The organism is Bacillus sp. M13(2017), assembly GCF_002218325.1.
In the GTDB taxonomy this organism is placed as follows: Bacteria; Bacillota; Bacilli; order Bacillales; family Bacillaceae_G; genus Bacillus_A; species Bacillus_A thuringiensis_K.
In genome coordinates this window covers 317,301-339,792 of sequence record NZ_KZ268501.1, presented here as the reverse complement: position 1 = coordinate 339,792, position 22,492 = coordinate 317,301, and the positions used below count along the sequence as shown (strand labels likewise).

Sequence of the window (22,492 nt, the reverse complement as noted above, 5' to 3'; positions counted from 1 at the left end):
TTATTAAATGATAAGTATTAATGACTTTCTGGTCAATACATATGCTTTATATTATGTAAATACAAAAACCGCATTCTTAATAAAAAGAATACGGTTTTTCATCTATATTTCTTCAATTGTAAAATTTAAAAACTCAGTCTCAAATCCCTTATTTTTAGAAGGACTACACGTGTAAAAACCTATTTTAATAGGCTCATTCCCTATATCCTCCATTAAATGAGCGATTCTTATTTGTTCCCATTGATGGCTCTTTTTCACATATATTGTATAATCACCGCGTTTTCGAATAATGCGAAAACGAAGTTGTTGCTTAGCTGCTTCAGTTGGATAATCTTGCGTTGACCAGTCAGAATATCCATTATTCGTTACGACAGCACCTAAGTGAGATGGACCATCTGGAATATATTCTAATGAAGTTTTCAGCCAACAGTTCTCCGAAATCATAACAAAAAGACCTGCTTGATCGAATTTTGAATTTGGATTCATACGTAACTGAACTTCAGCTTGAAAGTCTGTCATCATCTCATTATAAAATACATGACCATTCATTACTTCAAAACCATAATGTGTTTTAAGCCAAAAATCGGTTTCTGCTTTCGAACGGACAATAAACGCATGATTGTCATTAATTTTATAGTATTCAGGTACATTCATTATAGTGAGTTGCTCAATACTTTCTGGTATATACGATATATTCATAGCTCCTCCATAACAAAGCATTTATATAGACATTTAAAACTCCGCTAATACTGGGAATTTATAACCTTTAAAATCTAACTCTTTATCACTTCGAACCATTAAATACTTGCTAGACTGTAATTCTGTAAACTGTACATCCTCAACCCCTAATTGATCCGGAGAAAAATAAAATTCGATTTCCGTAAACCTTTCATTGATTTCTCCACATAATTCATCTAAAACCGGAAGTACTGGCGCAAATACTCCAAATAATTTCAACTTTTCATTGTCTACTTCATAAACGATTAAAGCATCTAGTTTCTCTGAATAATACAGTTTCTCATTCCATTCTGAATCATACATATTCAAATAAAATGAAGGATGGAAGTTTAAAGTTGAAAAACTATTTGAAAGTCTTTGGCTACTATCAATAGTTTCATGTATTAACTGTCTATTCTCTATATTATAGAAATCTAACTTTTTAAGTAGTGAATCGTTATTATTAATATTTTTATCATATGGTATAGTCATCAAATATTCCTGCACAACTTCAAATCCAAATGCTGTATATAGTTCAGGTTTTTCCGTAAACAATAATGCACATTCACATTTCTTATCGATTTCCTCTATCATTTTACTCATTAATTGTGTCATTAGCCCTTGTCTACGGAAATTAGGGTGTGTCATTACTGATTGAATACCCGCTGCATTTATTTTTTCACCATTAATTAATAATGGGAGTGAAAATGCCGAAACATTTGCAATCACTTTACCTTCTTGTAAAAATGATAAAGCTTTATATGTATCATCCCAATATCCTTTATCCGAAAAATCATTTAATGTTTGAGTTGCAATTCCAAACACTTCTTCAAATAAAGGAAATAACTGCTCTCTTTTCGGTTCTTCTATTAGAAGACTTGCCAATTTTTCAACATTCCCCATGTTGTACCTCCAAATGTTAAATTCCATTAAATTAGATATACTTATATGACCTACTCTTAAAAATAGAGGTCTTACCAATCAATATACTATCATAAAACATAAAAAAAAAGTCTAATTAATTTTATGTTTTGACTATTTGAAAATAAGTCGAATAAAAAAATATTAAGATTTTCGGATATTAATTAGTTTATTTTATAAAAATAGCGCTTTCTAATTAGCTTTTACTAATAGAAATACACTATTTATAATAAAATATTTTTATTCTTTTATCCCTTCAAGTCTTTCCTTCGTATTAATTTCTTCTCCACTTATACGCTTTTCAAAAGACTTTCTCCAACTATTTGAAAGTGCATTTACTTCTAATATTCTTTTTACCCCTTCAATATTTTGTTTTTCCTTGTGCATAATACGGTTAGCGAATGCTACTGAAACACCTTTTGGATCAGACTGTAGTCTTTTTAAGGTGTCGACTGATGATACCCATCCTTCTTTTAATACACGAAAATAAAATCCTGTATATCCTGTTTCTTGAAAATATAGTGGTAACTTTGGAATATTATATTTTTTTGCTAATTTAAAACAAGGTTGCCTTGGTTGTGTTACCTGTACGATTGCCTGTCCTAGCTCAAACGTATCACCAATACAAACATCCTCTTCGCTCATACCACTAACTGTTACATTTTCTCCGAAAGCCCCATATACAAGATCTTGATTCAATTCTTTTTCCCAGTATGGATAGTGATCACCAGTATAAACACAAACTGCTTTATCTACTCCTCCATGATGAACTAAGTCAGCTTGTCCATCCCCATTAAATTTTACAAAGGATAAATATACCGGTTCCTTTACTTGTTTCTTATTTATGCCTGTATGAACTACCTTTCCGCCGTATGTAACCTCTTTTGGTAACCCTATATTTAAAGATAATAATTGATATTCATTAGCCATTCTATTTCCTCCTTTAAAGGTGTTACATGTATTTTCTCTCAATTAATTTTTACAACCCTCTCTGTTATATAAAGATGATTATAAAACCTCTAAAATCATTGTTCAATTCAATTATTTATATAATAATGATAGGTATAACCTATTATTATACTTGAGGTGATTCCAATCGAATTACGACAACTTGAATACTTTTTAGCTGTTTCAAAAGAATTACATTTCACAGCCTTCTCTAAGTCAACAAATACGTGCATTAGAGCATGAACTAGGAATGCCACTTTTCGATCGAATTGGTAAAAAAATATCTTTAACTGAAGCAGGGAAGATTTTATTATCACATAGTAAAACCATTTTTCATGAAGTCGAACAAGCTCGTTCAGCTATTCAAGACCTAAACGGATTACAGCAAGGTTCCTTAACAATAGGGGCTTTGTTAACCGTCGTAAATTATTTACTACCACTAACTATTTTAAATTTCAATAATTTATATCCCAATATAGAGCTTTCTGTATTAGGGCTTCGTACAGGAGATATTCGTGAAAAATTATTACAAAACGAACTACATATTGGAATTACATTTCTCCCGGTGCAAGATAAAGAGATTATCTCTATACCTCTATACAAAAGCGATCTTACATTAGTCGTGCCCACTGGTCATCGATTAGCTGAACGTAATCATGTATCTATTGCTGAATTACAGAACTATCCTTTAATTCTTTTACCTAAAAATTTCTTTTTAACCGAACTAATTACATCTTATTGTCAAAAATTCAACTTTAAACCAAGACCAATTTTAGAAATTAGCACGATGGAATCTTTAATCCAAATGGTTTCCAAAGGAATGGGAATTACAGTGTTACCCAAACCATATATAGACTTTTTACAAAATAATAACATTCAAGCTATTAAAATAGAAAACCCTACTCCAACAATTGAAATAGGGTTAATTTATAGAAAAGATAAATATATGTGTGCTGCAACTCAAGAATTTATTGAACAACTAAAAAGCACAGTAAGTTCTTTCCAAAACTAAAAAAAAGAGATTATCCTATGAAACCGTTTCACAACGATCTAGTAGAATAATCTCTTTTCAAAACAAAGTAAACATTATATTAAACTCTTATAGATTTTAATGTACCTTTTTAGATATTGGAATATATTTAGTAAAATATGCACCAACTAGCAATAATACAATTGAAAATAACCAAGTAAAAGCACCGCCAAAGTGAAACCAATATGCAAACATATTTAAAATTGCGAGTGAAAAGAAGCAAATAGAAGTTAACGCACTTTTCAATCCTTTTATCCCGGTTTTTTTTCTCTTTTGATAAGCAATATACATCGCAATGACAAGAAAAAAGATAAGAATAAATGGTAACATAACTTTTAGCATTGGTAATCCCTCCAGTGTAAATGCACTCTCTTCATTATCATCTTATCTCATTTATCTTTTAGGCATCAATTCATTCTTATCTTCCCTCCAAAAGTCAGTATAAGTTTTATTTTTAAAGTTCACGTTCACCTCAGAAAACGGCATACTTCCTCCAACTTTCAATGAGTACCAGTCGTTTAAAAGTGGTGATCCGAAACAAATCTTCATTGTACGATCATGTAAATCGAATAATACAGAATGTAAAGTTCCAAACCATTCTTCATAGTTATGTACAGTCAGTCCATCAGGATATTCTTCTTCTACTAACTTTTTTAAAGACTCTATGCTCACTTGTTCATATCCATTTAAATGCTCATGTAAAACATGATATCTCTTTGTAGATTGTTCTAATTTCCTATTATTTAATTTCTGAATTGATGAACTAACTGCATGGTTTGTTGATACAATAAAAGCTTGGTTGTCACCATCAATCGTTGTTGTGGATTTATGACCGTCAAATATTTCAATATGTGCTGCGTTTAAAGGATCAGCTACTATTAAATTAATATTACTAGCAATTGGTATTTCTTCTATTAGTGATTTAGCTTCCTGCACATTTTTACATTTCTCCAACAACAATCGAATTACCGCAAAACACTGTAAACCATTTACCATTGGCTTTCTTAAACCTGCAATGTTTCCTACTGGTTGACCACATGCTGAAAATGTAACAGATAATCCATGTTCGTTAACCCCTTCTGTTCGACCAAAATATTGAGTAGAAAAGCCACTATGCGCATACGCACCTTCAACATGCGTCGAGCAAAAACGCATATCATCTATTACTGGTGACAAATCATAATTTCTTAATACATAAGTGTGAGTTAAATCTGTCTTTTTAGGTAATACTGCACAATGACTACAACCTGCTTTCAATAGTGTTTGATAGTAATACATCATATTTTTCGAAGGAATTTTTAACACTTCACAAAACCCTTCAATTTCTTCATTTATGCCTGGACAATGTTTGTTTAGTATATTTCTCGATTCTGTCCAATGGTTATTAGATATTATATTTTCTTCGTGTATAAATTGCGGGATGAGATACGGATTTTGTTTCACGAATTCCCCTTGTTGCTTTCCAGTCTCATAATAACTTCCTTTTAATGATGAAAAATACCCCTTTACTTGATACATCAAATTCCCCCTCACATTGGATATATCCATATCATACCAAATGGATTTCATTCATCCTTGATGTTTTTTACTATCTTTCTTTAACACCATCCCATTTTAATATCTCCACTAATAATTATTTACTAGACAATTAAAGTTTTGTTAATATTGCTGTAATAGCTTTATTTCAAAATAAAGTAGTTTGGATATCAAATGAGCAAAATACTTTGTTAAACCCACTTATAAGCAATCATCTAATTCATGAAACTAAGAAACTTATTTATCAAAACAAAAAGAGAATTTATGTATGAATAATTGCAAACCAATTGATGAATTAACTATTGAAGACCTAAAACAAAACCCCATATGGGAATGGGCAATAGATGAAGAGGAAAATGAAGAACATGACGAAACATGGGTAAAACCAGCAGCAACTACTAATCTTACAGAAGAATTAAACGGTTCAATTGTACTAGGCGAATTATTCTTACATAATGGTGAAAAATTCCCTATGATGTGTGAAATTGATATCGAAGGTGACGAGGCCGTAATTCGTTCTGTTGTTTATTATAACGAAGCAGAAAATGAGTATATTGCTATAGAAGATATTGTGAAAACGGTCGAAATGCCGTTATCGATTATTATTAACCTTACAATTCATGTAGAATCCAAAACCTTACGCTTCTCTGCACATAAAGTAGATATTTATAAAAATTCAATAACAACTAATTTAAATTAAAGTTGGCCGAAATAAAGAAAACAATTATGAAATACAAACTGGGGAATCATTAACGATTCTCCAGTTTTTTTTAACTATATTAAAGTATCCCCTTTTCCACTAAAGTCTCTGCGATTTGAACTGAATTCCAAGCCGCACCTTTTAATAGGTTATCGGAAACAATCCAGAGGTGGAATCCGTTTGGCATATCAGGATCTTTACGTATTCTTCCGACAAATGTATCTATTTTCCCTTCTGCATATAATGGCATTGGATACAGCTGTTTACTAGGGTTATCCTGCAAAATAACACCTGGTGCATCCATTAATACTTCCTTAATTTCCGTAACGGTTGCTTCTTTTTCCAGTTCTATATAAACCGATTCTGAATGCCCTGATACAACTGGAACACGTACACAAGTAGCTGCCATTTTCAGGTTTTCATCTTCTAATATTTTCTTCGTTTCTTGAATCATTTTTACTTCTTCAAAAGTAAAATCATTGTCTGTAAATATATCTACTTGAGGCAGTACATTAAACGCTATTGGGTAATGTTTTTTATCTTTTTTCGCCGGTAATATATTACTTTTCACTTCTTCACCAGCAAGCATAGACTTAGCCTGCTCTTGTAATTCATGAATCGCATGAATGCCAGAACCCGATACGGCTTGATATGTTGAAACGATGATTCTTTCTAAACCGAATGATTTTCGAATCGGCTGAAGTGCTGTTACCATCTGTAATGCTGAACAATTTGGAACTGCAATGATACCTTTATGCTGCTTTAAAGTATGCGCATTCACTTCCGGAACAACGAGCGGTACACCTTGTGCCATTCGGTACTCACTTGTGTTATCAATTACAATCGCACCACTAGAAACTGCATGAGTTACAAATTGTCTAGATACTTCTCCCCCAGCGCTAAAAAAGGCAATATCTACACCTTCAAAGCTAGTTGTTTTTGCCTCTTTTATAATTATCTCTCGTCCTTTGAATCTTACTTTCTTACCAGCGGATCGTTTTGACGAAAGCAATGTAACTTCAACTATATTAAACTTCATTTCATTCTCTAACAGTTCAATAATTTTTTGCCCTACCGCACCTGTAGCCCCAACAACAGCTACATGATAGCCCTTTTTTTTCATCTTTTCTCCTCCAATATCACCTGAATGAATATTTCTACAATTTCATTTTATACAGAATTTAATCATTTGGAAAATTAAAATACATGATATAATCATTCACAAATCATGATAATAAAAGAGGGATCGCTTATGGAAATGAGACATGTTAAAACATTTTGCGCCATTGTGAAGTATGGTAATTTTTCTAAGGCTGCGCATGCGCTAGGTTATGCGCAATCTACTGTTACAGCACATATGAAAGCTTTAGAGAACGATTTACATATTCCTCTTTTCGATCGGTTAGGGAAAAAAGTGCTACTTACAAAAGCAGGTCATCAATTTCATCCTTATGCATTAGAATTACTTTCAATATATGAAAAAGCGCGAGAAATCCCCCAAAATACAGATTATTTAGAAGGTACATTAAGTATTACATCTAATGAATCATTAGCGGTATACCGATTACCACAATTATTACGTACTTACAAACAGAAAAATCCAAAAGTAAATATCGTACTTGAAACAAACACAAATGAACAAGCATTACAAAAATTACGTGAAGGAGAAACAGACGTTGTCTTCATAATTGGAGAAAGTATAGAACATAATGATTTTATTACGCGTACTTTTAGTAATGAAACATTTGGATGGATTTTACCAGCTTATTCCTCTGCACATACAAATCCATTCCAGTTATTACAGGACACCCAGTTCATTTTTACAGAACAAAGCTGCGGCTATAGGCCAATGGTAGATCGTTTTTTACGTCAAAGTGGAAATATTCCAGCTAAAACATTTGAAACTTCCAATGTTGAAGTCATTAAACAATCCGTTATGTGTGAGTTAGGCATTTCAATTCTTCCTTATATCGTTGTACAAGAAAGTTGCCAAAAAGGACAACTATGTTTTCAACCTATCGAAACTCCAACAGTAATTCAAAGTTATGTAATCTATCATAAATCTAGATGGATTTCCCCGGTATTACAATCGTTCCTTTCCTTACTTGAACGAGACTAAAATATTAAGACGTACATAGAAAAAGAGTAATTGCCTAATAAGCAATTACTCTCTTTCATTAATTAGTATACTATTTATTAGTCTGTCCCCCACCTGCAATTAATTTACTACCTGAATATGTACCTTTGTTCATAAACACTTGATTAATTAATTCTTTTTGCTCAGCTACCGACATTACTCCTTTTCCTTCTCCTAAATTCCCACTTTGTAATTTCCAAATCTTATTATGATCCCCATCAACCTTTTCATATTTTCCTTGTTTCCATCGTTCTAAAATTTCTACATATGTACTTCCCTGTACAAGATCATTACTCTTTACAATATCAATTAAGCTTTCAATCCGCTCTTGTGTAATAAAAATATAGCCCCACTTTTGATCAGCTTTCGCTTTTTGATGTGCCATTTCATGTAATGCTGTCTGTATGTTCTCATCTGTCCATTTAAAATTTTTATTAAAACCACTATTCGGCAATGAATAATTTCCATTTTCTAAAAGCTTTGCATCTTCTGCTTTTACGTTACTATCAGCTAATACTTCTACTGCTGGAGCAGCTGATGATGCCTTTTTCGCAGCTGGTTTACTATTATTTAAATAATGCAGCATACCATATGTTAAACCTACTCCAATTACCGCCATACCAGCTATAACACCTATTATTTTCAAAAATGTTTTCATCTCGCTTGTTTCCTCCCAAATATCTCCGTTCTGACTACCTAATTATTTCTTATATAAAAACTGTTACTTCATTCAAAATATCGCATCCCATCCCCTATCATATTATTTATATATACTTCCTCATATTGTATTTCTTTTTCTTTAAAATTGAAAGATTATTCTGTTAAATAATGAAAATATTCTACAAATTTTTCCTTTATATTTATAAAGAAACAAAAAAACAACGAGCGCGTTCTACAACACTCGTTGTTTTTACTTTATGCACGATTTTCTTTTAACCACTTCGTAATAGCATCTAACTTCGAAACATCAAAACGTCTTTCTTCACACACGTTCAAATTTTGTGAGTTTCTCACTATTTCTAATTCATTATTTCTTACACTTTTTGCCTCAATTAATTTACAATACCCATCTGTAACAGTATTTAAATTTTCATAATAACGCTGAAACGATTTTGATATATGTAAATGTTTTTCAAAGTTTCTTCTTCTTTTCGTCTCATCAGATACTTTCCGCTTTCTAAGTTCTTCATCGTTCGTATATAAATAAAAATATTGATCCGGAAAGCCAATTTCCCTATTTATCATCTTTTCTTTATAAAAATTTTCTATTAAAGATAATGGCTGATTAAATATATCAAAATGAAAACACCAATTATAACTAAGTGGCTGATAAATATCGCCATCGAGTATTACTAATTCATATTGCTTTGACTTCTGAACAGCTATATTCCAGCGCTCAACTTGTTTTTCAAAATACCATGTTCTATGTTCATTTTTTGGCCTTTCAAATAAAGAATTCACTTCAGGTATTATATAAGCACCATAATTCTTTTCTAATTCACGGCACGTGGTACTTTTACCAACAGCGCTTGCTCCCTCAAATGCTATTATCCCCATAGTTTCTCCCTCTTTCATTAACTAAAATTTCGTTGTTTCACTTTTCTTCCCCATAACTTTCTCCATAAAACAATTGAAGCAATAGTGAGCATGATTGTTGTAATGATACTACCTTCAATTCCGAACGTGCCTCCATGCAATGTTTCTGGTCCATTTGTTATAGACTTAAAAATTGGAGTAGAATATACAGTTGTGCCACTAACTGCAAAACCATATACATTATATTGAGCCCAGTTCCAAATTGAGTGCCATGCACATATTCCCCACAGACCGTCTTCTTTCAATACATATAAAGCTGTGAAAACACCCACTAATATTATATTCGATATAGATAATATTGTAATTCCTGGATTAAGTAGATGAAGAAATCCAAATAAAAATGAAGTTACAATTATTCCAACCCATATACGACTTCTAACAGAAAGAATCGGGAATAACCAACCTCGTACAATAATTTCTTCCGTTGCCCCTTGTATTAAAAATGCAACTAGAGATCCTACTATTCCTACTATCACTGTTGAGGTAATATGTTGTACTTGCAATTTCACACTCCCCATTAGTAATAGTAGAATAACTGGCGTTGAAATAAATACAAACCCTATTAACGCACCTTTTAAATATTTTCTCATCCATTTCTCTTTCCAAAAGCCAATAGATGAAAAAGGTCTTTTTTCTACAAAACGAACCCATATAAATAAAATAAATATAGCTCCGCCAAACGTTAACACCATTCTAACATTGTCATAAATACCTTTCATGAATATCGTTTCAGCTTTCGGTAAAAATAACATAAATAACATAAAAAGTTCGCCTAAAGTCAAAAATATAATGGCTAATATTACAGCAAAGACTGGATGGACCTTTTTTCTCCCTGCTTTTGCTGCTTCAATTATTAAAAATGAATTATTTTTCACTTTCTTTTCTCCTTTTATAATATTTAACTACCAACAGTAAACATCCATATTTTACCACAAAAAATACATTATTAATATTTACTCTAAGTTTTTCTTACATGATTTTGCATAAATCCAAATTAGGAATAATATATAAATAAAAGAGGTGCCTTTGTGCCTTTACTATTATCACCCAGATTACTCAGTGGTATTACCAGCACTTGCTATTTCCCACCATTTGTTGTAAGATAGTAATTAAGGTCAATTTAACACTATATTTTCTTTGCATATTATCAAGTATCAATCAGGGACAGTTTGTACTCCTTATGGGTTTTTGATAATATGTGAAATTTTATTTTCATTCAAATAAGGCCGATCATATTGTAATTTTTCTACTTTTAGGAGGCATTACCATGACATTAACAGGTAAAGTAAAATGGTTTAACAGCGAAAAAGGTTTCGGTTTCATCGAAGTTGCAGACGGTAACGATGTATTCGTTCACTTCTCAGCTATCACTGGCGACGGCTTCAAGTCTCTTGACGAAGGTCAAGAAGTTAGCTTTGAAGTTGAAGAAGGTAACCGCGGACCTCAAGCTAAAAACGTTGTAAAGCTATAATTCAAACAATAAAAAGGTTGTTACCAGCAAGGTTAACAACCTTTTTAATATATAACTAAAATTTTTTACATAAAAGGAGTGGTTACATGTATCGCAATCGAAAGAACGATGTAGCAGAAGTACCACCAGAACAAACCCCTGTTTGGGAATGTGAATCAGAGGATTGTTTAGGATGGATGAGAAAGAACTTTTCATTTGAAGAAGAGCCTAAATGCCCTTTATGTAAAAGTAGCATGAAAAGCGGAGAACGTTTATTACCTAAATTAGGTTAATTTATAATAAAAAAAACCTCTTTTAATTAAGAGGTTTTTTTATTATAAATTTATGTCCTCAATATCAGTTCGTACTATAGAATACAATAATGCATCGTGTTGCTTATTTCCTTGATGAATATATCCGCGCAATAGACCTTCCTTTTGGAAGCCAATTTTAGATAACATTCTACAAGAAGTAACATTTTCAGGATATGTAATAGCTCCAATTCTAAACAAACCTAAATCTTTAAATCCATAATCAATAATTTCTCGAGCTGCTTCTGAAGCATAACCATTTCCCCAATAATGAGGATGCAGATCATATCCAATCTCAGATCGTTTGCTCCATAATTGTAAATTGTTTAGTCCAATTGTTCCTATTAAAACATTCGTTTCTTTTAACACAATTCCCCATCGTATTGCCTTTTTCTCAAAGTAATTTTTTGAAAAAGATTCGATCATACGTGAAGCTTGTCCAAACTCCGTAAAAGAATTCATACCGTAATAACACGTCACTTCATCCAATGAAAAGATTTCATATATTTTTTGACAATAAGATTGTTCTATTTCAACTAAACGTAAGCGTTCTGTTTCTAATATAGGAAATGCCATAGGATCACTCCTTTCTCTCTACTCGTTCATTATATCAGAAAAAATATGTATAATTAGTAAAGTCCTTATTGTTCCATAAATCAAACATTTCTAATGGCGCATTCCCTCTTTATTCTATATACACGAATTGGATACCTTCTGATTGCCAATCAAACATGACGCTATAATTTCCATAAATCTAATTTTAAATTATCAAGAACTGTAAAGAAATTGTTTCTTCATTTTCTCCTTCTAAACAACCACCCTACCCCATACATTTATGGTAAAATATAGTTAATGTATTTTTTTATTGTGGAGGTGTAAATTTCCTATGTATATATTCATCGGCTTATCCCTCTTACTCATATTACTTATTTTTTTATTCGCAAAAAAATTCACACCAAACTCATTCATGATGACTAGCTTTAAAGGCAATAGCTTTAGGACATTTTCAATCGGTATTTTAATCGCTGCCATACTCTCACTTTCATATGGAACTTATCATGCAGTAACATATCAACCTAGTTATTTAGATATTAAATTAAAAAATCAAAATTATACTGTTTTCGGTAATGTAGGCGAATTCGGTTATTTCTCCGAAGAATTATTAAAAAAAGATACAGAAGTACAACTATATTTCGTCTCTTGGAAAACAATACAGTTAAAAAATCCGGTAATACTTATAGAATATCCTTCAGGAAAACAAGAAACATGGAAGCCAAATATCGTATCAATACCGGTAAATAAATTACAAGAAAAACATGATATAAAAGATATTTATCAACTATCACCGTATTCATTTAAAGAGTCTGGAGAAATAACATTAACAATAAAAGAAAACAATGTAAAAAACAATACAATTTCGATTCAAATAAAATAAATAAAAACTGTTCCTCCATTTTGCTGAAGGGACAGTTTTTATTTATTCTACAGTATTATTTATTTAATGTAGCCATTATTTCATTGGCTATATTCTTTCCATTTCCAATACACGCACCAATTCCGACACCGTAATATGAGGCACCAGCTAAATATACATTTGGATAAAGATTCGTCATTTTTTCTTGCAATGTTTGAACCGCTTGATTATGTTCTAAATGATATTTCGGCATTAAATCTTTCCAATTTGTAACTTTGACTACTTCTGGTTCACCTTTAATTCCGAGACTTTTTTCAATATCATATAAAGCAACTCGTACTAATTCTTCTTCACTATAATTTTTGATTGTTTCATATACCGGATTGGTGCTCTTATAAAACATTCTTACTAATAATTTTTGTTTACCCGATGTATGTTTCCACTTTCGACTTGTCCATGTGCAAGCATCACAATGTAAATCACTGTTTTCCGTTACAATAAACCCTGTGCCGTCAGCTGGTAGTTGTTCATCTAGTATGTCAAATCCTAAGTAAATACTTATAAGAGATGAGTTTTTAAATGTATTAAACTGCTCATTTAACTCATTAGACTGTAATAAAGTTTGTGCTATATCATGTGGAGCTGCTAAAACAACATAATCAGCTTGTATTGTTTCATGATTTACAAAAGAAATCTCATATCGATCTTCTTGTTTACTTACAGCCGTCGTTATAGCACCTTTTTTTACGACAGTTTCAGTCAGCACTTCTTCTAAGCGATTAATTATCGTAGATAGTCCACCTTTAAATGATACGAATTTTTTATTTCCTGCTGATTGAAATTGTTTTTTATTCTCTTCAAAACCTTTAATAATACTTCCATACTTATTTTTATAATCCAGTAAATATGGTAATGTAGATGCCATTGTAAGCTCATTCAATTTACCAGAATATACGCCTGAAAGCACAGGAGCAATTTGTCTTTCCACTAACTCTTTCCCTAAGAAACTTTCTAAAAATAGAGCAAGTGATGTGTCTTTCGTAAACTCTTTATTTTTCGTTATGAAATCTTTTAAAGCTACGATTTTCCCTTTCGTTGAGACTAGCGTACTGCTAAACAGCGACCGGGCGCTCATAGGTATCCCAAATATAGTATCAGAAGGAATCGGATGTAACATGTTTTCAGAATATATGTAAGAAATACCCGTTTCATTATATACCATTTCATCTTCTAAATTTAAATCTTTTACAAGTGGCATAACATATTCATTACGAGCAACGATTGAATCCGCTCCTGACTCCATAATGAAATCCTTTTCTTCCACACTATGGATTTTACCACCTAAATACTCTTCTTTCTCAATAAGAATTAAATTTAAATCGATATTATAATCCTTTTTTAATTTTTCTAAATAAAACATAGTAGAAAGTCCCGTTATACCTCCACCGATAACAACAACTGTTTTCATATGTGCTGCGCTCCTAACCGATACAATTAATAATTCCTTTTTATTATAACCAAAAGTCCTTATATTCGACTAGCAAGTTGCGCATTCTGTAAGAAATTAGACAATATATTTGAATATATTTTCAAATTACCTAATAAAAAAGAACTATAACATTTACAAACCCCGTCATAGTTCTCTTTATTTTAAAAACATAAAGTAATTGATTAATTTGTCTAGTTCTTGACTCAATGCCAATACTTTTTCATGTTGAATTCCATAATCCGATACTAAATATAAAAGTTCTTCTTTTTTTATTTCAATTACTTTTTCCAATTTCGCTAGTTCCATGTCGTTTTACATCTCTCCAAAAATAAAATGTATGTATTTCAGTATAGCCTACTTACATAATTAGTAAAAGTAAAATACGCATGTAAAATCTTACATATTTGAAAAAATAATATACTACTAACAAAAAAAGAAACTAGATTAAGCTTCTTTTTTCAGATTATTAAAGTTCATTAAGAATGAATAACATACCGGAATTTTTCTAATGTTATATCTTTATAATTTGGAGATCTCTTTATATGATTAAAATAACTAGCAATTGCAGCTGCTCCAAAATGCGCATGCCAAATATCATTTGTTTCTTTTTTGCATTGAGAAATAATTGAAAGGCCGCCTTTTAAAATACTTTTGTTTTCCATTTTCTTTCTCCCCTAATTAAAATCACTATATTTTCATCCTAAAGATGGTGTCAGGACAAATAAAATGTGATTCGATTCATCACTTTTATTCAAAAATCGATGCTTCACATTTGGTGGAATACGTACAACATCGCCTTCTTCTAAAAAATATTCTTTTCCCTCCAATTCTACGTATACTTCCCCTTTCATAATAACAGCAATCTCTTCCTTATCTTCATGGGAATAATGGCTTTCTGTTGTGTTTGCTTGTTTATTTAAATCCATCATTAGCATTTCAATACGTGCTTTCATAAAATCAGGTGTTAATACATCATATACAATGTGATCATTGTTTTCCCGATATACTTTTTTTCGATCTTTTTTCTTGGAAATGAGCGAATCTGTATCAATATCGTTAATAAAAAGTGTAAACAGCGGTACATTTAATGCTTTTGCAATTAACTCCAAAACATTTAAAGAAGGATTAGCATGTCCTCTTTCAATTTGGCTAATTAGTGATGTACTAATCCCTGCATACTCAGCGAATTCACGAATTGTCATATTATTTTTCTTACGATAACTTAATACCGTTTGTCCAAGCCTATCATGTATCATAGTAAAACTTCCTTTCGTCCATCATAATGCATATTTCATTGTCTTTGTGCTGACATACTAAACAAAGGCAAATAATCCTTTCCTATTATCTCCGGGACTTATATACTTACCTTTGTATATTATATCGCACTAAGTTTATTATAATAAACAATCTATCGGAGGGACAAACTTTGAAATCACCTATTCTTTCATATTTCATCTTATTTTTTGGTGTATTCGCCTTATCAACTTCAGCAATTTTTGTAAAATTGGCAGCTGCTCCTGCGACAATCATTGCTTTTTACCGATTATTCTTTGCCACACTGATCCTGTTACCGTTATTACTATTTAATAAAAATAGTCGAAATGAGCTAAAAACTTTAACGAAAAAACAATGGACATTCGGATTCATATCTGGGCTATTTTTAGCTGCACATTATGTACTATGGTTTGAATCATTACAATATACTTCTGTAGCAAGCTCTACAGTTATCGTAACGTTACAACCTTTGTTCTCAATAATTGGTGGTTATTTTTTATTTAAGGAGAGATTTACGAAAGGAGCGGTTATTGGTTGCCTCATCGCCATTTCAGGTAGTATCATCATTGGCTGGCAAGATTTCCAAATTAGTGGAGAAGCTTTATATGGAGATATTTTAGCATTTATCGCTGCTGGTATCATTACTGCTTATTTTTTCATTAGCCAACACGTCCGTAAAGATTTGTCACTTATACCCTATTCGGTAATTAGTTATGGAAGTAGTGCTGGCTTTCTTGGCATATTTGCTTTCACGCAACAAGAATCTTTCATCCATTACTCTACACAAACTTGGTTGTGCTTTATTGGATTAGCTTTCATTGCTACAATTTTAGGACAAACCATTTTTAATTGGTTATTAAAATGGATGAGTGCTACTGTAATTTCAATGAGTATTTTAGGTGAAACAATTGGCACTTGTATGCTAGCGTACTTTATATTACATGAGACCATTTCTTTACAACAAGGACTAGGAATTGCCGTTATTTTTATTGGTTTAGCATTATTTTTATTACAGCCAAATTCTAATGAAAAAGCATGACAGTATACTGTCATGCTTTTAACTATCAATTATGTACAATTAAACCATTCGGTCTAAAACGACTCATCATAATTTCATTAATAAACTTTCCGTGAGCTTTCAAATTCCCTATCTTTACCCCCTCTTCTACAAATCCAAATTTTTCATATAAAGCTTTTGCTTTTGGATTCGTTTCTAACACACCTAGTTCTACTCTCTCTAACATTAACCAATTATCAGCCAGATCAAAGAAGTGCTTTCCCAATTCCTTTATTATGATATTCACTGTCTACCCCAATGAATAAATCGCCTGAATGAGATCTTCGGCCTGGACTTTGTGTTAAACTTACAAATCCAACAACTTCTCCATCATATTCTGCAACAAATTCAAATTGATTTGGTGCTAAATTTCGAATTCTATTTTCCATAGCTTCTACACGCATGCTAGGTAAGAAAACCATATACGGTAAAACGTCATCTTGTATACATATACAATGAATTGCTCTAGCATCTTGTATTTCTACTGCTCTAACGTTAACCCCCATCTTTCTCTCCTCCATATAAATAACAATATATTTGTGTGTATTCTAGAAATGTTCATGAATGACCTTCTCGTCCGTATTTCTTTATGTCATTTTTACATAATTATTCCGATATAATATTTAATTTCCAAAAAGATTAACAACTATATCTATATGATTAACTTTTCACCTTGCTATATAAATTAAGCAAATCTTCAATTGGAATACCATTTATTTCCATACCGGCTATATCACAATTTTCTATTTCAATATTTTTCAGATTACTGTTACTTATGGTGCTACCTTCCAAGTCACATTTATCGAATACAATAGGTTCCTTCTCATCTCCGAGACTTGTATTTTTGAATTGTACTCCACCTAAAGTCACCAAATTAAATTTACTGCCAGAAAGATTTAAATCTGCATATGATGAACTTCTAAAATTTATATTTCTAAACTTTGATTGACTTACATTGCAATTACTCATATTCGTATTCATTATATTGCTACCAACAAATGAACTGTTTTTTAAATTCACTTGATAATACCCTGTATTTGCTAAATTACAGTTTTCGTATTGACTATTTTTCATATCTTTATTTGTAACTACACTCTCTTTGTTTGAGCTTGTTTTTATTCTTTTCACGTAACAATACTCATCTTCCGATTCAAAAATCATTTGGTAGCCCATCTTTTTATAAAAGTGATGATTATTAATTTGTCTACTAGATGTTTCGAGATCCCAAATCTTTATGTTTGGATATTCCTTTTCTATTAATTTCATAACATGTGATCCAATTCCTTTTCCTTGATAAACAGGAGCTACAAAAATACGATCAATTCGACCGTACGACTTACCAGAAATCGTAACTATTATCCCTCCAATTATTTCTTTATCCATTACAACTTTGAAAGAATCCAATTCTTCAATGGAATATTCCATCATTTCAACTGAAGAATACCCTGGCGGTTGAATGTTATAATCAATGACATCATCTTGGCCGTATAGCCATTGTTTTGCTTCTGCATCAAATGTTCTTTTCATTATTTCTGTTAATTTCTCAGCATCTAAAATTGTAGCTTTTTCTATAGATATTCTCGTCATTTTCGTTTTCCCCTTCATTATTACAAACCAACCATTTTTGTGAATGGCATAATTATCAATTCACTTTTGTTTTTAATGCTTTTCCCATTATTACATATGGAACATCATTTGTACTTGGATGAAATGGCTCCAATACATTTATCCAATCTAATCTTTCATATAACGAACGTGCTTTTTCATTGTTTATTTGTGTTGTTAAAACACTCGTTCTATTTGGAATCCCTTCTAGTAATTCATTATGTAATTTCGTTCCAAGACCTTCATTTTGATATTGTGGGTGGACTGCTAACTCTACAAATTCAAAACAATCTTGTAACCATTCGTCTACTTGCTCTAGATGTAACGCTTCTCTCATTAATTGATTATAGTACTGTCCCTCCATTGAGCGATAACCATAAGTAAAGCCAACTACTTCATTTTCATCATTTATTGCTACTATACCTTTAAAACCTGTATATTCTATATGCCTATTCATTCGCTCGATCATTTCATTGAAATTTATTTTCTCAAATACTTTACAATACAATTTTGCCATATCCCCAATTAAGATTTCATCTTTTTTAATGCTTACGAATTTCACTTTATTACCCCCTATTAAAACATTTATATCCTTAATTTTTTAAAAATAAAGAAAATTAACACTAATCACCCTCTTTACTATTAAACTACAAATCACCCTATATTTTCCACGATTACTTAGTATTAATGAATAATAAAAAGAGAGCATGTAATATAAACATGTTCTCTTCTTTTATTCATTTTCAATTTTATCCCGCTATTTGCTGGGCAGTAAGACCCCCACCTCAAAATTCAGCGAAAGCAAAGAAGTTAGGTGGGGGTCGGGCTAATAATCAGTGGGGGCTGAACAAAACCCCCACTGATTAAAGTTTCACTTTATATAATTAAAAATTAAATATTACTTAAGCCACTCGTTGCAAGTATTACTTAACTGCTGTAAATCTTCTATAAATTGACTCGCATCATATCCATCACAAACCGAATGATGTACTTGCAATGAAACTGGTAGCATAACCTTGTTTCCTTCATTAAAATATTTCCCACAAGTTATAATTGGCAATAGAAAATTTTCATCATTATTAATATTAAGATTAAATCCAGTAAAACTAGTCCAAGGTATACTAGAAATCGGAAATACATTAGGTGGAATATTTTCTTTCGTGAAAAAACCATGAACACTAGCATAGCATCTCATATCGTCTTCATAATTCTTATAGAAAGTGCGGAAATCACTTGAATAATCCGTCCATATACTTGAAAAAGACTTATCATCTTTATGAAAGATTGTATAACTCGGTATCATTTCCTCCCAATAGCCTAAAACTCCTTCATCGTTAAAACATGTTCGAAATTTTTTATGATTATTTACTACTCTAGAAATTAAATATATAAAAACGGGATAAAATTTTATTCCCTTTTGATATAATTCCTCTAATAACATCGTGATATCAACATTAACAGTCATACTAAATGTACATTTCAACTTTAAATAATGCTCAAAATACTGCTCTCTATTCCAATCTTCTCTATCAATTACATGAAACTTCATTCTAATAGCCTCCTAAAATTTTCTTTTTATTTTAGAAGGCTATTTCCCTTGCTTTCACCATAATTGTTCACTCCTAACAGTTTACATTTCACCCTAATTATTTATTTAATTATATAACATATGTAAGAATCAATTCACATATTTCTTGAAATCCATCCACATACTATAGATAAATCAAATGAAATTTGGAGGATACATACATGAATAACAAAAATATGAATAAAAAAGAAAATATTACTGAAAATACTACATCTATTCAAAATAATAATACTGCAAACCTTACTATTGAAGAACAAGCAATGAACGGCTTATACGGAATGCCCGAAACAACAATTGAAGATGCTGATCACGCTGCAGCTGATGATTTGACTTCAAAAAATTAATTAACTATATTGAAAAAAGCCAAGGAAAATACCCTTGGCTTTTTTAACTATGCATCCACCTTTTGTATTTCTTCACTCTTTCTTGAAAGTTTACCTGGCCAAAAAGCAAATCGGCCTAACACAACTGTAATTGCGGGTACAAGTAACGGTCTTACGATAAACGTATCTAGTAATACGCCAATTGCAGTTACAATACCAAATTGAACTAATACTTGAATTGGAAGTGTACCTAACACTGCAAAAGTTCCTGCTAAAATTAAACCTGCCGATGTAATAACACTACCTGTTTGTATTACACCATTTTTTACTGCATCCAAGTGATTTTGTGTCTTTCTGTTTTTCCATATTTCTGAAACCATAAAGATATTATAATCTTCACCTAAAGCAACTAAAAATACGAATGCGTACAACGGTATCGCACCTTGAATGGCCGGCGCTCCCATACCGTAATGAAGTAATATCCATCCTGCTCCTAACGCTGAGAAGAATGATAAGACAACAGTTACAATTAAATAAATCATCGCAACAACCGATCGTAAGTAGACAAGTAATAATAAAGCGATAATGCTAATCATTACTGGAATAATTACTGATTCATCACGTTCAGTAATTTGCTTTGTATCATATAATGAAGCTGTTTCTCCACCAATCCACAATTGCTCTTCAGCATTACTAATCCCAGCATCTTTTAATACTTTTTCTACATTACTTTTCAATTTAGGAATTTGATCTAACGCTTCAATTGAGTATGGATTTTCTGCTAAAGAAACTTCATACATTTGTATTTGCTTATTTTCTTTTCCCTCTTTTGGCTCTTTCACTGTATTTACGAAAGACAATTTCTCTAGTTCTCGTTTAATAGGAAGCTCTTTTCCTTTCGTATCAACAACAACTTTTACTGGTGCTAGTTCACCAGCTGAGAAATGATCACTAATTAACGTAAACCCTTCGCGTGAAGGCATATCTTTTGGAAACGATTCTAATAGGTCATATGTGTATTGAATACGTGGTACGAATGAAGCCAATCCGCCTAATACAAACACAGTTAGCATAATTATTGTCCACGGTCTTCGTACTACTACATCTCCAAGTTTTTTACTAAAGGAGCCTTTTGATTTTTTAACTTTTACGACTTTCTTTTTCTTTCTTGCAAACTCCTCATTCATTGAAGTTGTTCTCGGTATAAATGGGAAGAATGCAGCTCTACCGAAAATTAATAATAGTGCTGGTAAAATTGTTAAAGCCGCGATTCCCATTATAAATACAGCAACACTAAATGGTACTGCAAATCGATGAAAGGCACCATAATGAGCAAGTAATAATGTTCCCAAACCAAGTACAACAGTTAACGCACTCATTATAATTGCACCGCCAGAAGCTTTAATCGCAAGTTGTAATGCTTTATATTTACTTTCTTCTTCTAACAAGTACTCTCTATATCTCGAAATTAAAAATAGACAATAGTCCGTTCCAGCGCCAAACAATAATACTGTCATAATTGATATTGCTTGGGCATCTACTTTAATCCATCCGTAATCAGCTAAAAAACCGAGTGTAGGACTAATAATACCGTATGCAAAGCCAACAACAAGTATAGGTAAAATCGCTAAAATTGGTGAACGATACAGTAAAATTAACAAAACTAACACTAGTAGTACTGTAGCCACTAGCAATTTCACATCTGCTTGACTAAATAAACTAACTGCATCCGTTTGAATACCTACAGGTCCAGATAATCGAACATGTAAACCAGATTCACTTATTTTTTGTTTAAATGGATCTTCATCCACCTTACTATTCACTATTTCTCTAAACTCTTCAAGATTTCCTTTTAATATATCCGTACCAGCAGATTTATTAAAGAATACCGGTGTAACAAACGATGTACCATCTTTTGATGCACTTTTTGATAATACTTGCTCTGGGATTGTATCAAATGGTGGTAACGTTGATTGTTCTTTTAAAGGACTAACTTTTAACTCTTTATAAACGTCTTGTATGAGTTTATAATCCTGTGACTGTAATCCACCATCTCTATACCATACTACTAACAACGGATTCCCTGCATTATTCGGAAACTCTTTTTTCATAAGCGCTTCCGCTTGCTGTGACATAGCTGTTTCAGGTAAATTTTTTGGATTCGGTTCTTTCGTACTATTTACTTGTGGTAACGTAAATGAAAGTAATAATGTAATAAGAACCCACACCGATAAAGTGATCCATTGCGTATTTTTCCCTGCTACAAGCCTCCCTAACATATGTAACGGGTGCTTTTTCATAAAAACCCACCTTCCTTTTTTCCTTCATTATTAATTATATATACTGGTAGGTTAATTAATCAAGAATGATTGAAAATTATGTTATAATTATCTCA

General features: G+C 31.7%; 25 protein-coding genes and 2 pseudogenes. 8 read left to right on the top strand and 19 right to left on the bottom strand.

The features are described from left to right. Positions 1-102 precede the first annotated feature (102 nt). The 3 genes from CGQ22_RS08040 to CGQ22_RS08030 form a co-directional block, all read right to left on the bottom strand. Positions 103-699: a DUF1349 domain-containing protein gene (locus tag CGQ22_RS08040; RefSeq protein ID WP_001027685.1), complete on the bottom strand. Its 597-nt coding sequence runs from the start codon at positions 697-699 to the stop codon at positions 103-105. Between the two features lie 33 nt (positions 700-732). Beyond that, positions 733-1,620 carry a GNAT family N-acetyltransferase gene (locus CGQ22_RS08035; RefSeq protein ID WP_000528662.1) on the bottom strand — a complete coding sequence of 296 codons (888 nt, stop codon included), beginning with the start codon at positions 1,618-1,620 and terminating at the stop codon, positions 733-735. A 258-nt stretch (positions 1,621-1,878) separates the two neighbouring features. Then, the gene (locus tag CGQ22_RS08030; RefSeq protein ID WP_001263004.1) at positions 1,879-2,568 is read right to left on the bottom strand and encodes an MOSC domain-containing protein; all 690 of its coding nucleotides are present in this window, start codon (positions 2,566-2,568) and stop codon (positions 1,879-1,881) included. A 156-nt stretch (positions 2,569-2,724) separates the two neighbouring features. Between CGQ22_RS08030 and CGQ22_RS08025 the strand changes: the two are divergent. Beyond that, positions 2,725-3,598, top strand: a pseudogene (locus CGQ22_RS08025) (LysR family transcriptional regulator). Between the two features lie 96 nt (positions 3,599-3,694). Here CGQ22_RS08025 and CGQ22_RS08020 read toward each other — a convergent pair. Beyond that, positions 3,695-3,958 (bottom strand): hypothetical protein, encoded by a 264-nt coding sequence (locus tag CGQ22_RS08020; protein ID WP_000921852.1) that lies wholly within the window; start codon positions 3,956-3,958, stop codon positions 3,695-3,697. Between the two features lie 51 nt (positions 3,959-4,009). Beyond that, positions 4,010-5,134: a C45 family autoproteolytic acyltransferase/hydrolase gene (locus CGQ22_RS08015; protein ID WP_000285238.1), complete on the bottom strand. Its 1,125-nt coding sequence runs from the start codon at positions 5,132-5,134 to the stop codon at positions 4,010-4,012. Between the two features lie 286 nt (positions 5,135-5,420). Between CGQ22_RS08015 and CGQ22_RS08010 the strand changes: the two genes are divergently transcribed. Then, positions 5,421-5,852 (top strand): hypothetical protein, encoded by a 432-nt coding sequence (locus CGQ22_RS08010; RefSeq protein ID WP_001057956.1) that lies wholly within the window; start codon positions 5,421-5,423, stop codon positions 5,850-5,852. A gap of 79 nt (positions 5,853-5,931) precedes the next feature. Here the strand turns inward: CGQ22_RS08010 and CGQ22_RS08005 are convergent, their stop codons facing one another. Continuing rightward, the gene (locus tag CGQ22_RS08005) at positions 5,932-6,975 is read right to left on the bottom strand and encodes an aspartate-semialdehyde dehydrogenase (protein ID WP_000726549.1); all 1,044 of its coding nucleotides are present in this window, start codon (positions 6,973-6,975) and stop codon (positions 5,932-5,934) included. Positions 6,976-7,104: 129 nt separating this feature from the next. On the opposite strand from CGQ22_RS08005, the gene CGQ22_RS08000 reads away from it, so the two are divergent. Next, a complete protein-coding gene (locus tag CGQ22_RS08000) occupies positions 7,105-7,971 on the top strand; it encodes a LysR family transcriptional regulator (RefSeq protein ID WP_000425906.1) in 867 nt (288 codons plus the stop codon). Between the two features lie 70 nt (positions 7,972-8,041). Here the strand turns inward: CGQ22_RS08000 and CGQ22_RS07995 are convergent, their stop codons facing one another. From CGQ22_RS07995 to CGQ22_RS07985, 3 genes are all read right to left on the bottom strand, one after another. Further along, positions 8,042-8,647 (bottom strand): PRK06770 family protein, encoded by a 606-nt coding sequence (locus CGQ22_RS07995; RefSeq protein WP_089148509.1) that lies wholly within the window; start codon positions 8,645-8,647, stop codon positions 8,042-8,044. A gap of 257 nt (positions 8,648-8,904) precedes the next feature. Beyond that, positions 8,905-9,564, bottom strand: coding sequence for a nucleoside/nucleotide kinase family protein (locus CGQ22_RS07990; protein WP_002005064.1), 660 nt, complete (start codon positions 9,562-9,564; stop codon positions 8,905-8,907). Then, positions 9,564-10,460 carry a CPBP family intramembrane glutamic endopeptidase gene (locus CGQ22_RS07985; protein ID WP_074594855.1) on the bottom strand — a complete coding sequence of 299 codons (897 nt, stop codon included), beginning with the start codon at positions 10,458-10,460 and terminating at the stop codon, positions 9,564-9,566. Before CGQ22_RS07985 ends, CGQ22_RS07990 begins: the two co-directional genes overlap by 1 nt. Positions 10,461-10,852: 392 nt before the next feature. Between CGQ22_RS07985 and cspD the strand changes: the two genes are divergently transcribed. Both cspD and CGQ22_RS07975 read left to right on the top strand, forming a co-directional pair. Beyond that, on the top strand, positions 10,853-11,056 hold the full coding sequence (gene cspD / locus CGQ22_RS07980; RefSeq protein WP_000176366.1) for a cold-shock protein CspD: 204 nt from the start codon (positions 10,853-10,855) through the stop codon (positions 11,054-11,056). A gap of 86 nt (positions 11,057-11,142) precedes the next feature. Beyond that, a complete protein-coding gene (locus CGQ22_RS07975; RefSeq protein WP_000286203.1) occupies positions 11,143-11,328 on the top strand; it encodes a cold-shock protein in 186 nt (61 codons plus the stop codon). A 42-nt stretch (positions 11,329-11,370) separates the two neighbouring features. Here CGQ22_RS07975 and CGQ22_RS07970 read toward each other — a convergent pair whose 3' ends face one another. Next, a complete protein-coding gene (locus CGQ22_RS07970; protein WP_000885386.1) occupies positions 11,371-11,922 on the bottom strand; it encodes a GNAT family N-acetyltransferase in 552 nt (183 codons plus the stop codon). A 310-nt stretch (positions 11,923-12,232) separates the two neighbouring features. On the opposite strand from CGQ22_RS07970, the gene CGQ22_RS07965 reads away from it, so the two are divergent. Further along, positions 12,233-12,781, top strand: a complete 549-nt coding sequence (locus CGQ22_RS07965; protein ID WP_000275250.1) for a hypothetical protein — start codon at positions 12,233-12,235, stop codon at positions 12,779-12,781. A gap of 55 nt (positions 12,782-12,836) precedes the next feature. Here the strand turns inward: CGQ22_RS07965 and CGQ22_RS07960 are convergent, their stop codons facing one another. The 4 genes from CGQ22_RS07960 to CGQ22_RS07945 form a co-directional block, all read right to left on the bottom strand. Further along, complete coding sequence (locus CGQ22_RS07960; protein WP_000860363.1) at positions 12,837-14,228, bottom strand: protoporphyrinogen oxidase; 1,392 nt, start codon at positions 14,226-14,228, stop codon at positions 12,837-12,839. Between the two features lie 177 nt (positions 14,229-14,405). Further along, entirely contained in the window at positions 14,406-14,555 is a 150-nt protein-coding gene (locus CGQ22_RS07955) for an aspartyl-phosphate phosphatase Spo0E family protein (protein ID WP_000417698.1), read from the bottom strand. A gap of 170 nt (positions 14,556-14,725) precedes the next feature. After that, positions 14,726-14,911, bottom strand: coding sequence for a hypothetical protein (locus CGQ22_RS07950; protein ID WP_046946314.1), 186 nt, complete (start codon positions 14,909-14,911; stop codon positions 14,726-14,728). Between the two features lie 33 nt (positions 14,912-14,944). Continuing rightward, on the bottom strand, positions 14,945-15,505 hold the full coding sequence (locus CGQ22_RS07945) for a helix-turn-helix domain-containing protein (protein WP_000581041.1): 561 nt from the start codon (positions 15,503-15,505) through the stop codon (positions 14,945-14,947). A 170-nt stretch (positions 15,506-15,675) separates the two neighbouring features. Here CGQ22_RS07945 and CGQ22_RS07940 point away from each other — a divergent pair, with 170 nt between their 5' ends. After that, the gene (locus tag CGQ22_RS07940; RefSeq protein WP_000841802.1) at positions 15,676-16,563 is read left to right on the top strand and encodes a DMT family transporter; all 888 of its coding nucleotides are present in this window, start codon (positions 15,676-15,678) and stop codon (positions 16,561-16,563) included. 25 nt (positions 16,564-16,588) lie between these two features. On the opposite strand, the pseudogene CGQ22_RS07935 reads toward CGQ22_RS07940, so the two are convergent. The 4 genes and pseudogenes from CGQ22_RS07935 to catA form a co-directional block, all read right to left on the bottom strand. Next, positions 16,589-17,087 (bottom strand): annotated as a pseudogene (locus tag CGQ22_RS07935) (N-acetyltransferase family protein). A 154-nt stretch (positions 17,088-17,241) separates the two neighbouring features. Then, positions 17,242-18,186 (bottom strand): GNAT family N-acetyltransferase, encoded by a 945-nt coding sequence (locus CGQ22_RS07930; protein WP_139032747.1) that lies wholly within the window; start codon positions 18,184-18,186, stop codon positions 17,242-17,244. A 37-nt stretch (positions 18,187-18,223) separates the two neighbouring features. After that, the gene (locus CGQ22_RS07925; protein WP_000673978.1) at positions 18,224-18,748 is read right to left on the bottom strand and encodes a GNAT family N-acetyltransferase; all 525 of its coding nucleotides are present in this window, start codon (positions 18,746-18,748) and stop codon (positions 18,224-18,226) included. 336 nt (positions 18,749-19,084) lie between these two features. Beyond that, positions 19,085-19,735 (bottom strand): type A chloramphenicol O-acetyltransferase, encoded by a 651-nt coding sequence (catA, locus tag CGQ22_RS07920; RefSeq protein WP_000668527.1) that lies wholly within the window; start codon positions 19,733-19,735, stop codon positions 19,085-19,087. A 200-nt stretch (positions 19,736-19,935) separates the two neighbouring features. On the opposite strand from catA, the gene CGQ22_RS07915 reads away from it, so the two are divergent. Further along, entirely contained in the window at positions 19,936-20,118 is a 183-nt protein-coding gene (locus CGQ22_RS07915) for a DUF4021 domain-containing protein (protein WP_001060656.1), read from the top strand. Positions 20,119-20,165: 47 nt separating this feature from the next. Here the strand turns inward: CGQ22_RS07915 and CGQ22_RS07910 are convergent, their stop codons facing one another. Continuing rightward, entirely contained in the window at positions 20,166-22,397 is a 2,232-nt protein-coding gene (locus CGQ22_RS07910; RefSeq protein ID WP_089148507.1) for an MMPL family transporter, read from the bottom strand. Between the last annotated feature and the right edge of the window lie 95 nt (positions 22,398-22,492).